Origin of the sequence: Pseudomonas yamanorum (assembly GCF_013386765.1) — a bacterium.
Classification (GTDB): domain Bacteria; phylum Pseudomonadota; class Gammaproteobacteria; order Pseudomonadales; family Pseudomonadaceae; genus Aquipseudomonas; species Aquipseudomonas yamanorum_A.
In genome coordinates this window covers 105,141-117,370 of sequence record NZ_JACARE010000037.1, presented here as the reverse complement: position 1 = coordinate 117,370, position 12,230 = coordinate 105,141, and the positions used below count along the sequence as shown (strand labels likewise).

Genomic DNA, 12,230 nt, shown 5'->3' with positions numbered 1-12,230 from the left:
CCTGCGTTCGGGCACACCGAGCCCTAGCGAGGTGCCGAGTGGTGGGGCAAGAGCGTTTTGCTTACTTTTGCGCTTTTCAAAAGTGAGCCGCTGTAAGAGCGGAACCAATATCAGACATCACCCAAATAACGGATATGCCCCCCCCTCTCAATCAAACTTATAGCTGATAGCAGTCTGCACCTGCCCCTGATTCACATCCCCGGTTTCCTTGACGATGCTGCTATTGGCCGCCGAACCAACAAGGTGAATCCAGCTGGCACTGGTCAACAGCGACCACTTCGCATCCAGGGGAAACTCAAAACTCTGCGTCAACGTCAGGTTCTGAAACCCGGCACTGGCGTTATAAGGACGAAACCCCGAAGCCGCAGCCTCATTGGCATCCACCCCGAAAAACGTCTGCGCCTGGCGCGCATCGGCAAAATGCGCCATCAGGCCGGTGCTGCCGATGATGCCGCTGCCCAACGGATAACCCAGCTCACCCCCAAGCTTGCCCACCACACCGCTTTGATCCCGCGCACCACCCACGGTCTGACCCATCTGGGCGTATACCCGCCAGAACTCAGCCGGCGCGTACTGAATAAAGCCACCCACCTCAGCCATGTCCGAAACATCACGCAACCCCCGCAACGACCCGTTCGCAGTCCGCCCCGGCAAGTAATTGATATAAGGCCCGGCCGTAAAACCATTGGTATTCAGGGCACTCCAGGTCAGCCCATCATCGGTACCCAGGCTGACATTCCCCCAATCCAGATCGAAGTAAGGAATGGGCCGCGTTTCGTAGCGGCTGCCCGTCGGATCATGGGGCTGATAGCTGACACCCGCGCCGACCTCACCGGTAATCCCGTCCGCCAGCGCAGCGCTCGAAACGCCCCACAGCCCCAGCAAACCGGCGAATACAGCAAAAGTAACCCTGAACATGGAGCCATTTCCTTTTGTGAACATGCGCGCATGAACGCGCAAACACCCGACGTTAGGCAAGCACTCATCTAGGTTGTAGCAAGCTACAAAAATTGTAGCCGGTTCCGACACAACCACCCACTGACACCCGCCAAACCCCCTGAAAACAGGGGCTGGAGGTACTTGGCACACTCCGTGCTGTAGCACTCTGCAAGCGCAACAGCGCGTTCCTACTTCATAGGTAAATGCAGATGATCCACTGGCATATCGTGTGTGACTTCGACGGGACCATCACCCCCACCGACGTCATCGACAACGTCCTCCAACGCTTCGCCGGCCCCGAGTGGGAAACCATCGAACAGGAATGGCTGGATGGGCACATCGGTTCGCGCGAATGCCTGAGCCGTCAACTGGCGCTGATCAAGGCGACCCCGGCCGAACTGCTGGCCTACTTCGACAGCGTCGAGATCGACCCGGACTTCCCGGATTTTGTCGACCATGTCATGGGCCTCGGCGCTTCCATTGAAGTGGTCAGCGACGGCATCGAACAAGGCATCGCGCGGATTCTGTCGCGCAACTATGTGACCTTGCTCCCGATCCTCGCCAACCGCCTGCGTCAGGTCGACCAGAACAGCTGGCGTATCGACTTCCCGTACTCCAGCGACGCGTGCCGCGCTGCCTCCGGCAACTGCAAATGCAAGTCCACGCCGCGCAACAAGCGCGTGCTGGTGATCGGTGACGGCAAGTCCGACATGTGCGTGGCTTCCACCGCCGACTTCGTCTTCGCCAAGGCCAGCCTGGCCGACTACTGCGAAACCAACAACATCCCCTACGTGCGGTTCGACACCTTCGCCGAACTGCCGGCCTTGCTGGCCAAGCTGCCTCAAGGCATCGCCGCCAACGCCAACTCTTACAGCACCTCTTCCGACAATCAGGAACTCTTCCACCATGTCTGATATTCGTATTGCCACCGCAGAAGACCAGGTTCTTCTGGATAAAGAAGCCAAGTACTGCTCCTACGGCGACACCGTTCACTACATCGACCCACCACGCATTTTCAGCCGTTGCGAAGGCTCCTACGTGTGGGACACCGAAGACCAGGCTTACCTCGACCTGCAAATGTGGTACTCGGCCGTTAACTTCGGTTACGCCAACCCGCGCCTGAACAACGCGCTGAAACAGCAGATCGACACCCTGCCGCAAATCGCCAGCCAGTACCTGCACAAAGGCAAGATCGAGCTGTCGGAAATGATCGCCGTCGACGCCAAGAAGAAATTCGGCCTCGACGGTCGCGTGCACTTCAACGTGGGCGGTTCGCAGTCCATCGAAGACTCCCTGAAAGTGGTGCGTAACGCCACCAACGGCAAGAGCCTGATGTTCGCCTTCGAAGGCGGCTACCACGGCCGTACCCTCGGCGCGTCGTCGATCACTTCGAGCTACCGCTACCGTCGCCGCTACGGCCACTTCGGCGAGCGCGCCAACTTCATTCCGTTCCCGTACCACTTCCGCGGCCCGAAAGGCATGACCAAGGAAGAATACGGCAGCCACTGCGTGCAGCAGTTCGCCCGCCTGTTCGAAACTGAATACAACGGTGTGTGGGACCCGAAAGTCGGCCAGAGCGAATACGCCGCCTTCTACGTCGAGCCGATCCAGGGCACCGGCGGCTACGTGATCCCGCCGATGAACTTCTACAGCGAGCTCAAGCAGGTCCTCGACCAGCACGGCATCCTGATGGTCGTCGACGAAATCCAGATGGGCTTCTGGCGTACCGGCAAGCTGTGGTCGATCGAACACTTCGACGTCAAACCTGACGTGATCGTCTTCGGCAAGGCACTGACCAACGGCCTGAACCCGCTGGGCGGCATCTGGGCCAAGGAAGAGTTGATCAACCCGAAAATCTTCCCGCCAGGCTCCACTCACTCCACCTTCGCGTCCAACCCGTTGGGCACCGCGGTAGGTCTGGAAATGTTCAAGATGACCAGCGAAGTCGACTACGGCGCGATGGTCATGTCCAAGGGCAAATACTTCCTGGCCGGCCTGCAAGAACTGCAGAAACGCTTCCCGATCATCGGCGATGTCGATGGCCTGGGCCTGGCGCTGCGCTGCGAAATCTGCGGCCCGGATGGCTTCACTCCGGACAAGGCGACCCTGGACTTCATGGTCGACGAAGGCATGAAAGGCGACATGGTGGTTGACGGTCAGAAACTCGGCCTGATCCTCGACGTGGGCGGTTACTACAAAAACGTGATCACCCTGGCACCGTCCCTGGAAATCAGCTACCCGGAAATCGACCTGGGCCTGAAGCTGCTTGAGCAACTGCTTGTGCGAGCGACCAAACGGTGATTGGCCACGAGATCGACCTCGGTGAAGGTGATGCCGGCTTCGTTCTCGGTAGCGGTCCGGTCGGGATCCTGTTGATCCACGGCCTGACGGGCACCCCGACGGAACTCCGTCGGGTGGCCCAGGGTTTGGCCAAGGTCGGTAACTGCACGGTGTACGTGCCGACCCTGGCCGGGCACTGCGGGGACAACAGCGACCTGCAAGCCACCGGCTGGCAGGACTGGTACGAAGGCGTGCGCAAGACGTTCGTCGCGGTGAAACAACGCCACGAGCAGGTGTTTGTCGGCGGTTTGTCGATGGGCGCGGTGATGTCGATGTACGTGGCGTCGCAGTTCCCGGGCCAGGTCGCCGGCTTGTTGATGTACTCCACCACGTTGAAGTACGACGGCTGGAGCATCAGCAAGATGGCGTTCATCACGCCGTTTCTGATCCGTATTCCCTTCGGTGTGCGCCTGTTCCGCTTCACTGAGAAACCGCCCTACGGCATCAAGAACGAGCGCCTGCGGGCCATCGTCGAGCGCCAGATGAAGGAAGGGGAGAGCAGCGAGGCGGGGCTCTTGACCATGGAAGGCGTCACGGTGCGCGAGTTGCACTGGATGAACGCCGTGGTGAAGAAACTCATGCCGTCGATCAAGACCCCGGCCCTGGTGCTGCATTCCATCGAGGATGACATCACCAGCCGCTGGAACGCCGATTACGTGGAGCGCCACCTCGGCGGCCCCGTGACCAAGATCCTGCTGGACAACTGCTACCACATGATCACCGTCGACCTGCAATACCGCCGGGTGATCGAGTTGAGTGCCGAGTTTGTCGGGCAACACGCTGTTCCTGTAGGCGCGAGCTTGCTCGCGAAGGACGTGAACGAAAACGCGTTCTGTCTGGTTTAACGCGGTGCGCTTGAGTTTTTCGCGAGCAAGCTCGCTCCTACAAGGAAACGTTGTGATCACCGCCCAAGCCTTTTCGACCATTCGGGCCATCGAACGCAGTGCCTGGAACGACTGTTTTCCCGATGCCCTGGAGGATTGGGACTATTACGTGGCCGTGGAAAACGCCGCTATTGATGACTTTCAGTGGCGTTACCTCGCGGTGTTCGACGAAGCAACGCTGGTGGCGGTCGCGCCGGCGTTCATTACGCGGTATCGCCTGGACACGACTGTGTCGGGCGTAGGCAAGCGCTTTACCGAGCGCCTGGAGCGGCTGTGGCCGGGTGTTTTGAAGTTGGGCCTGTACGCCATCGGTTCGCCCGTGGCGGAACAGTGCAATGCAGGCATTGCCAGCCACATTCCCGAATCTGAACGCCAGGCGTTGCTTGCGCAGTTGCTGCTTGCCGCACGCCGGGATGCCGATACGTTTGGTGTCGGGCTGGTGGCGGTCAAGGACGCACCGACCAAGGATGAAGGCTGGTCAAACAGCTGCCTTGGCGCGGGTTTCCAGAGCATGCCCAGCCTGCCAACGGCATTATTGCCGATTCCTTTTGGTTCAGTGGACGCCTACCTGGGTTCCCTGGACAAAGCCACCCGCAAAGACTTGCGCCGCAAACTGCGTGCGCCGGGCCCCCGCGTTGAGTGGCGACGTAATATCGACGACGTACTGCCGCGCATCATGGCGCTGTACGAGGCCACCCTGGAACGTTCCGACCTGCAGTTCGAGCGGCTGCCGGCGGGTTATTTCACGGGTATCCTTGAACAGCTGCAAGAACGCGCGGTCTGTGTGCTTTATTGGGTGGACGAGCAACTGGTGGCGTTCAACCTGATCCTGCTGAACCAGGATCGCCTGATTGACAAGTTTTTCGGCGAAGACATCGATTACAGCCGCGAATACAGCCTGGCGGTGCGCAGTTGGTTAACCAATATCGACTACTGTATTCGCCATGACATTGCGCTGTATGAGTGTGGTCAGGCCGGCTATGCCAGCAAGTTGCTGCTGGGCTGCGAGTTCCAGGGCAACAGCATGTTTTTCCGCCACCGCAACTGGCTGGTCAACCGTGCGCTGTTCGTTGCAAAAGTGTTTCTCCGACCGGATCGATCCGACCCTGCCATGGCTGCTGCGATAAGCGAAACCTGATGATCAACAAGACCCGTCAAAAAGCCCGCCCCTTTGCCATTTCGCGTTGGAGCGTCCAGCGCAAGCTGGTGTTGGCGTTCTGGCTGGTGACGGTGATCCCGACGATGATCGCGGCAGAACTGGCCGCCACAACGCTGTCGCAGATCTTCGACAGCAACGTGCGAATCTGGCTGCAGGAGTCGACCAAGATCGTCAAGGACGAGATCGGCGACATCCTCCACGACAACGCCCGGGTCGCCCAACTCTTCCTGCGCTACACCAAGCCGCCGTCGTCGCGCCAGGCCGAGAAACACGACAAACTGACCGCCGACATTGCCGCCGCCACCGACATCGATGTGGTCGCGCTGATCCGCAGCAGTGACCACAAGATTGTCTTCAGCACGGCCGCCGATGACATCGTCAAGCAAATCAACCTGGCCAGTAATGCGGTGTTGCAGACGGTCCAGGTGGCGGGCGTCACCACCGGCGTGGTGGTGTCGACCTTCGAGACCAGCGAAGACGGCGTTGACTATCAACTGCTGGTGGCCACCTACCTGGACAGCAGTTTCCTGACCAGCGTGGCCGATGTGCATTCCCTAGACCTGCGCTTGTACCTGGCCAACCCCAGCGGTTTCTCGGAGATTTTCTCCACCCAGCGCTTCGTCGATCACCCCAGCCGGATTCCGTCGAGTATCGAAGCCGCGCTGCGCAGCACCAAGCAGCCCAGCGAGCAGTTCACCAATAACTACAGCGGTTTGTACTGGCCGATCTTCAACGATGCCGGCGAACTGCAAGGGGTGATCTTCAGTGGCTTGCTGCGGCACACCAGCCTGGTGGGTCTGGTGAACCAGAGCAACCTGTTCGTGCTGATCTTCCTGCTCAGCTCGGCGTTGTCCCTGGCCGCTGGCATGTTGGTGTCCCAGCGCCTGACCCGGCCGTTGCGGGATTTGTCCGAAGGCGTCAGCGCGGTGATCTCGGGCAACTATCAGCATCGCGTGGCGGTCAGTGGCGGCGACGAACTGGCGCAACTGAGCAGCACCTTCAACCACATGACCGAGCGCCTCGGTGAGTTGCATCTCCTGGAAGCGCAATTGCGTCGCCGCGACCGCCTGCACGCGCTGGGCGAAGTCGCCATGGGCCTGGCCCACGAAATTCGCAACCCGCTGGGCATTATCAAAACTGCTACCCAGTTGCTGCACCGCCGCGCCGACCTGCCGGAAACCGACAAGCGTCACCTCGAGTACGTGATCAGCGAGGTCAGCCGGATCAACGACCTGATCACCGAATTCCTCGACTTCGCCAAACCCAGCGCACCGTTGCGCACGGTGCAGGCGGCACGGCCGGTGGTGGAGGAAATTCTCGGCTTCTGCGGGCCCGAGCTGTCGACCCATAACATCGACGCGCAAATCGATGACGAGGCTCCCGGCGCGACGATCTACGCCGATGCCAAACAGCTCAAGCAGGCGTGCCTCAACCTGATTCTCAACGCCATCGACGCCATGCCCGGAGGCGGCCGCTTGACCCTGGGCATCCGCAGTGTGGGCGGCAACACGGTGATCAGCATCGCCGATACCGGCGAAGGCATTCCGCCGGACATGATCGAGCGGATCTTTACGCCATTCGTCACCACCAAGGCCTCGGGCACGGGCCTGGGGCTGGCCAAAGTCTTCTCGATCATGGAAAGTCATGACGGCAGCATCGAATGTGTCAGCGAGAAAGATGCCGGCGCCACCTTCAGCCTGTACATTCCGGCCCAGGGTGACGACGGCGATGATGAGGATGGTGATGACGCATAACGTATTGGTAGTCGACGACGAACCCAAGCTCTGTGACTTGCTCTCGTCGGCCTTGAGCCAGAGCGGGATCCAGGTGTTTACCGCCGGTGACGGCTTGCAGGCGCTCAAGGTGCTGGAACAGGAAGACATCGACCTGGTGATCAGCGACTGGCGCATGCCCGGCATGGACGGCCCGGCGTTGCTGGCGGAAATCAAGGTGCGCTACCCGCAGTTGCCGGTGATCGTGATGACCGCCTACAGCACCGTGAAAAACGCCGTGCAGTCGATGCGCAACGGCGCCTACGACTACATCGCCAAGCCGTTCGACATCGACGAGCTGGACATCACGGTGGCCAAGGCCCTGCAGTTTCGCGACATCATGCGCGACAACGCGCGCATGCGGGCGGAGCTGGATGAGCATTCGCAGTTCGACAGCCTGGTGGGCGACAGCCCGGCGTTTCGCCGGGTGCTGCACGCCGTAGACTCGGTGCGCGACAGCAACGCTACGGTGCTGCTGACCGGCGAAAGCGGTACCGGCAAGGAGATGGTCGCCCGGGCCATCCACAAACACGGCAACCGCGCCGACAAGCCGTTTGTGGCGGTCAACTGCGCGGCGATTCCCGAAGGCTTGCTGGAAAGCGAGATGTTCGGCCACCGCAAGGGCGCCTTCACCGGCGCCGTGGCGGACCGGGTCGGGCGTTTCATGCAGGCCGACAAAGGCACGTTGTTCCTCGATGAAGTGGGCGACATGCCGTTGGCGTTGCAGGCAAAAATCCTGCGGGCCTTGCAGGAGCGGGTGATCGAGCCGGTGGGCGACCCGCGCGAGCGCAAGGTGGACGTGCGGGTGATTGCCGCCACCAATAAGAACTTGCTGGATGCGGTGGCCAACAAAGAGTTTCGTGAAGACCTTTACTACCGTCTCAATGTATTCCCGATTCCACTGCCAGCCCTGCGCGAGCGCGTGGAAGACATTGCGCCGCTGGCCCGGCACTTCGCCCAGACCTTGAGCGCTACGGCCGGTAAACGCATCACCGGCTTCAGCCCCGAGGCGTTGCAGGCGATGGCGGCGTATTCCTGGCCGGGCAATATTCGCGAACTGCAAAACTGCGTGGAGCGGGCGACCATTGTCGCGGCGACGCCGGTGATCGAGGACATTGATCTGCCGGCGTACCTGTTCGCCTCCAAACCGGCTGAAGACGGCGTGGGCGCGATACTCAGCAACGGGCCGGGCGTGCCGCACGACCTGGATGCGGCGCTGGCCGAGGTGGAGAAGGCCTACATCATGGCCGCGTTGCAGGAGAGCAATGGCGTGCAGGCTGCGGCGGCCCAGAAGATCGGGATTTCCGAGCGCAGCTTTTGGTACCGGTTGAAGAAGCTGGGGATTCAGGTGGACAAGATCGTTCGTTGAGAGGGCTGAAGCAACGCCGATCAACTGTAGGAGCTGGCTTGCCTGCGATAGCATCACCTCGGTGTAACTGACACACCGAGGTGCCTGCATCGCGGGCAAGCCCGGCTCCCACAGAAGCTGGCGCCCACACTGATTGAGGTGTGTCAGGCGTGCATGCGAACCCACACGCTGACCAACACCGTCGCCGCCATCAACCACGCCACGGCCGCCACCGCCAGCGAAGCCTCCAGCCGCATCCGGTCGACCATCACATACAACGTCGCCAGGTACACGAAGTACGGAATGATCGACCACATCCCGAACACTATCGTGGTCTTCAAATCCTCCACCGAGCGGCCTTTGCCGACGATGTAATGCGCGATCAGCGCGAACGTCGGAAACAGCGGCACCAGGCCCGCGATGTAATAGTTTTTGGTCTTGGCCAGCGCCGCCAGGATCAACACAACCCCGGCACCCAGCGCCGCCTTCAGCAATAAATCCACACTGTGCTCCTAGTGGCTAAGCCCGTACTTCTTGACCTTGTCGAACAGCGTGGTCTTGGCCATCCCCAGTTCCTGGCTGGCCTGGGTCAGGTTGCCGCCGCTGCGCTGCAAGGCGTCGTTGAGCAGGTTGCGTTCGAAGGCTTCCACCGCTTCGGTAAAGGCCAGACCGTGATTGCCGCTGCTGGCGCCGCTCTTCTTGAACGCCGGCAAGCCAAGCGCAAACCGCTCGGCCACGTTGCGCAATTCACGCACGTTACCCGGCCAGTCGTGGCTCATCAGGTTGGACAGGGTCTGGTTGTCGAGGTCGGGCGCGGTGCGGTCGAAACGCAGGGACGACTGCTGCAGGAAGTGTTCGAACAACTGCAGGATGTCTTCGCGACGTTCCCGCAACGGCGGCAGTTCCAGGGTCACCACGTTGAGGCGGTAGTACAGGTCGCTGCGAAACTGGTTGGCGCGGCTCAGGTCGTCCAGGTCGGACTTGGTGGCGGCGATCACCCGGCAATCCACCGCCACGCTCTGGTTCGAACCCAGGCGTTCCAGGGTGCGTTCCTGCAACACCCGCAGCAGTTTGATCTGCAGGTTCATCGGCATGCTTTCCACTTCGTCGAGGAACAGCGTGCCTTCGTGGGCGTGTTCGATCTTGCCGATGCGGCGTTTGCCGGCGCCGGTAAACGCGTTGGCCTCGTGGCCGAATATCTCGCTTTCAAACAGGTTTTCCGGCAGGCCGCCGCAGTTCAAGGCGACGAACTGATGGGAATGGCGCCGGCTGAAATCATGCAGGCAGCGGGCAACCAGTTCCTTGCCGGTGCCGGTCTCGCCTTCGATCAGCACGTTGGCCGAGGTGTCGGCGACGTTGGCGATCAGCTCCCGCAGGTTCTGCATGGCGGGGGAGCGGCCGATGATCCGGCCTTCCAGGGAGTCGCGCTCGGCCAACTGCCGGCGCAGCGACCAGACTTCCCGGGCCAAACCGCGCTGCTCCAGAGCGCGACGGGCAACGTCTACCAGGCGCTCGGGGGAGAAGGGTTTTTCCATGAAGTCATAAGCGCCGTTGCGCATCGCGCCCACGGCCATGGAGATATCGCCGTGGCCGGTGATCAGCACTACCGGCAGGCTTTTATCCAAAGCCTTGAGCCGGGTCAGCAGCTCCAGGCCGTCGATGCCCGGCAGACGGATATCACTGATGACGATGCCGGCGAAGTTTTCACCAACCCGGGTCAGGGCTTCTTCGGCGCTGGCCACGCCCACGCTGGGAATGTCTTCCAGGGCCAGGGCTTGCTGGCAGCCGAGCAATACATGGGGGTCGTCTTCGACGATCAGCACGGTCAGGTCGGTGGTTTTTTCTGTGTTCATTTCGACTCGACTGGTTGAGGGCTCGCCAGCGGCAAACTCAGGACAAAGGCAGTACCACCGCTGGCCGGGTGCTCGACGGCAAGGTTGCCGCCGGTGGCCGCCGCGAGGCTGGCCGACAGTGTCAGGCCCAGGCCCAGGCCTTGCTCGCCGGGTTTGGTGGTAAAGAACGGTTCGAACAAATGCTTGCGGGCCTCGGGGTCAATGCCGTGGCCGTTGTCGCGCACCTGCAGGCGGTATTTGCCCTCGACGACGTCGCCGTCCAGCCACAACTCGGGGGCGGGTTGCGCCTGCATCGCGTCCAGGGCGTTGCCGATCAGGTTGACCAGAATCTGCTCCAGGCGGGTCTGGTCGATCTGCAACTGTGCGTGGGTGAAGTGACGGTGCACCGTCAGCGGCAAGCTCTCCAGGCGACTGCCCAGGATCTGGAACGTGGCGTCCACCGCCTTGCCCAGATTGGCCTCGCCCTGGTCATCACCGCGCCGGGCAAAGGAGCGCAGGCTGGCGGTGATGCGGCCCATGCGGTCGATCAGTTCGTTGATGGTCTTGAGGTTGGCGCTGGCGGTGTCCAGCGCCCCGCGCTCGAGGAAGCGCACGGTGTTGCCCGACAGGGTGCGCAGGGCCGCCAGCGGCTGGTTCAATTCGTGGGCGATGCTGGTGGACATCTGGCCGATCGCTGCCAGTTTGCCGGCCTGTACCAGTTCGTCCTGGGCACGGCGCAGGGTTTCCTCGGCCTGGCGCCGCTCGCGAATCTGGCTCTTGAGCCGTTCGTTGCTGGCCCGCAGGTCGGTGGTGCGTTCGGCAATCCGTCGTTCCAGCTGGTTGTTGGCTTCCTGCAAGGCTTCCCGGGCGGCAAGGCGGGTGGCGATCACCTTGCGCCGCTCGTTCCAGGCGATCAGCAGGAACGCCACCAACGCGAAGGCCACGGCCACCAGGATGCCCTGGTTGATAGCGGCCTGGCGCAGGTCATTCAGCGGGGTCAGCAGGGTGAAGTTCCACGGGGTGTCATTCAGCGGGCGGGTTTGCGCCAGGTAGCTGACCTCGTGCTCGTCTGCCACCACCTCGCTGTTGGCCGGGAAGGTCAGCTTCTCGGTGCCTTCGTTGAGGCGCTCGCGGGCCAGGGGTTCCAGCTCGCTGAGGGTCGCCCAGTAATATTGCAGGCTGTGGGCGAGGCGGTCCTTGGTGTCATCGCTCAGAGGTCGCACGGACTTGAGGCGACGGGCCGGGTCGCTGGAGAGAATGATGATGCCATTCTCGTCACTGACGAAGGCCTCCAGGCGCGCCCGCTGCCAGCGTTCTTCCAGCGCTTCCAGGCGGACCTTGACCACGGCGACGCCGATGATCTTGCCGTGTTCTTCCAGGCCATGGGCCAGGTAATAGCCGGGTTCGCCGTTGGTGCTGCCGATGCCGTAGAACCGGCCGGGCTGGCCGCGCACGGCATTCTGGAAATAGGCACGGAAGGACAGGTCTTCGCCCTGGTAACTGTCGGCATCGCGCCAGTTACTGGTGGCCAGCACGCGGCCGGTGGTGTCCATCACGTAGATCGCCCGGCTGCGGCTGCGCCGGTTCAGGCCTTCGAGGTAGTCGTTGACGGTTTTGCGGGTTTCCTGATTCGGGTCGGCCAAGAGCCTGGAGACGCTGGACTCCAGCTCCAGGAGGCTGGGCAGGTAGGTGTATTTGCTGAGTTCGCTCTCGACGGTGCGGGCGTGTAATTCCAGCTGGCGTTCGCCGGTATCGCTGAGGGTGCGGATCCCATAGAACTCACTGATCCAGAAGCCGACATAACCCAGTCCGATCACGAGGGCGATGATCAGCGGCGGCAGGAACAATTGGCGAATCAGACGAGGCTTCACGGCAAGTGATGGCGGCGCGGCGCGAAAGAGGTTGGGGTCGCATTTCATCACAGATGCCTTGGGTCAACCAGAGCTGTCAGCCTGC

At 61.6% G+C, this 12,230-nt stretch carries 10 protein-coding genes; 6 read left to right on the top strand and 4 right to left on the bottom strand.

Translation table 11 applies throughout. The features are described from left to right. Positions 1–147: 147 nt before the first annotated feature. Complete coding sequence (locus tag HX875_RS25760) at positions 148–918, bottom strand: MipA/OmpV family protein (RefSeq protein WP_177046915.1); 771 nt, start codon at positions 916–918, stop codon at positions 148–150. Between the two features lie 230 nt (positions 919–1,148). Between HX875_RS25760 and HX875_RS25755 the strand changes: the two genes are divergently transcribed. The 6 genes from HX875_RS25755 to HX875_RS25730 are packed head-to-tail and all read left to right on the top strand — an operon-like array spanning position 1,149 to position 8,463. After that, entirely contained in the window at positions 1,149–1,853 is a 705-nt protein-coding gene (locus tag HX875_RS25755; RefSeq protein WP_177046913.1) for an MtnX-like HAD-IB family phosphatase, read from the top strand. Next, positions 1,846–3,240: an aspartate aminotransferase family protein gene (locus HX875_RS25750; RefSeq protein ID WP_177046911.1), complete on the top strand. Its 1,395-nt coding sequence runs from the start codon at positions 1,846–1,848 to the stop codon at positions 3,238–3,240. The genes HX875_RS25755 and HX875_RS25750 overlap by 8 nt, the downstream gene beginning before the upstream one ends. Next, positions 3,237–4,124, top strand: a complete 888-nt coding sequence (locus tag HX875_RS25745) for an alpha/beta hydrolase (protein WP_177046909.1) — start codon at positions 3,237–3,239, stop codon at positions 4,122–4,124. Before HX875_RS25750 ends, HX875_RS25745 begins: the two co-directional genes overlap by 4 nt. A 52-nt stretch (positions 4,125–4,176) precedes the next feature. Then, positions 4,177–5,301 carry a GNAT family N-acetyltransferase gene (locus tag HX875_RS25740; RefSeq protein WP_177046907.1) on the top strand — a complete coding sequence of 375 codons (1,125 nt, stop codon included), beginning with the start codon at positions 4,177–4,179 and terminating at the stop codon, positions 5,299–5,301. Beyond that, entirely contained in the window at positions 5,301–7,076 is a 1,776-nt protein-coding gene (locus tag HX875_RS25735) for a sensor histidine kinase (RefSeq protein WP_177046904.1), read from the top strand. The genes HX875_RS25740 and HX875_RS25735 overlap by 1 nt, the downstream gene beginning before the upstream one ends. Continuing rightward, entirely contained in the window at positions 7,066–8,463 is a 1,398-nt protein-coding gene (locus HX875_RS25730) for a sigma-54-dependent transcriptional regulator (protein ID WP_177046902.1), read from the top strand. Before HX875_RS25735 ends, HX875_RS25730 begins: the two co-directional genes overlap by 11 nt. A gap of 143 nt (positions 8,464–8,606) precedes the next feature. Here HX875_RS25730 and HX875_RS25725 read toward each other — a convergent pair whose 3' ends face one another. Genes HX875_RS25725 through HX875_RS25715 form a run of 3 tightly spaced genes read right to left on the bottom strand, consistent with a single transcriptional unit; the run spans position 8,607 to position 12,193 of the window. Beyond that, positions 8,607–8,936, bottom strand: a complete 330-nt coding sequence (locus tag HX875_RS25725) for a GlpM family protein (protein ID WP_176438680.1) — start codon at positions 8,934–8,936, stop codon at positions 8,607–8,609. Positions 8,937–8,954: 18 nt separating this feature from the next. Further along, positions 8,955–10,295: a sigma-54-dependent transcriptional regulator gene (locus tag HX875_RS25720; protein ID WP_177046900.1), complete on the bottom strand. Its 1,341-nt coding sequence runs from the start codon at positions 10,293–10,295 to the stop codon at positions 8,955–8,957. Next, positions 10,292–12,193 (bottom strand): sensor histidine kinase, encoded by a 1,902-nt coding sequence (locus HX875_RS25715; RefSeq protein ID WP_177046898.1) that lies wholly within the window; start codon positions 12,191–12,193, stop codon positions 10,292–10,294. The genes HX875_RS25720 and HX875_RS25715 overlap by 4 nt, the downstream gene beginning before the upstream one ends. Between the last annotated feature and the right edge of the window lie 37 nt (positions 12,194–12,230).

What these genes read in the sequence shown, in the direction of transcription:
- HX875_RS25760 (WP_177046915.1), bottom strand. Translation starts at nt 918, where the DNA reads ATGTTCAGGGTTACTTTTGCTGTATTCGCCGGTTTGCTGGGGCTGTGG.
- HX875_RS25750 (WP_177046911.1), top strand. Translation starts at nt 1,846, where the DNA reads ATGTCTGATATTCGTATTGCCACCGCAGAAGACCAGGTTCTTCTGGAT.
- HX875_RS25730 (WP_177046902.1), top strand. Translation starts at nt 7,066, where the DNA reads ATGACGCATAACGTATTGGTAGTCGACGACGAACCCAAGCTCTGTGAC.
- HX875_RS25735 (WP_177046904.1), top strand. Translation starts at nt 5,301, where the DNA reads ATGATCAACAAGACCCGTCAAAAAGCCCGCCCCTTTGCCATTTCGCGT.
- HX875_RS25720 (WP_177046900.1), bottom strand. Translation starts at nt 10,295, where the DNA reads ATGAACACAGAAAAAACCACCGACCTGACCGTGCTGATCGTCGAAGAC.
- HX875_RS25715 (WP_177046898.1), bottom strand. Translation starts at nt 12,193, where the DNA reads ATGAAATGCGACCCCAACCTCTTTCGCGCCGCGCCGCCATCACTTGCC.
- HX875_RS25755 (WP_177046913.1), top strand. Translation starts at nt 1,149, where the DNA reads ATGATCCACTGGCATATCGTGTGTGACTTCGACGGGACCATCACCCCC.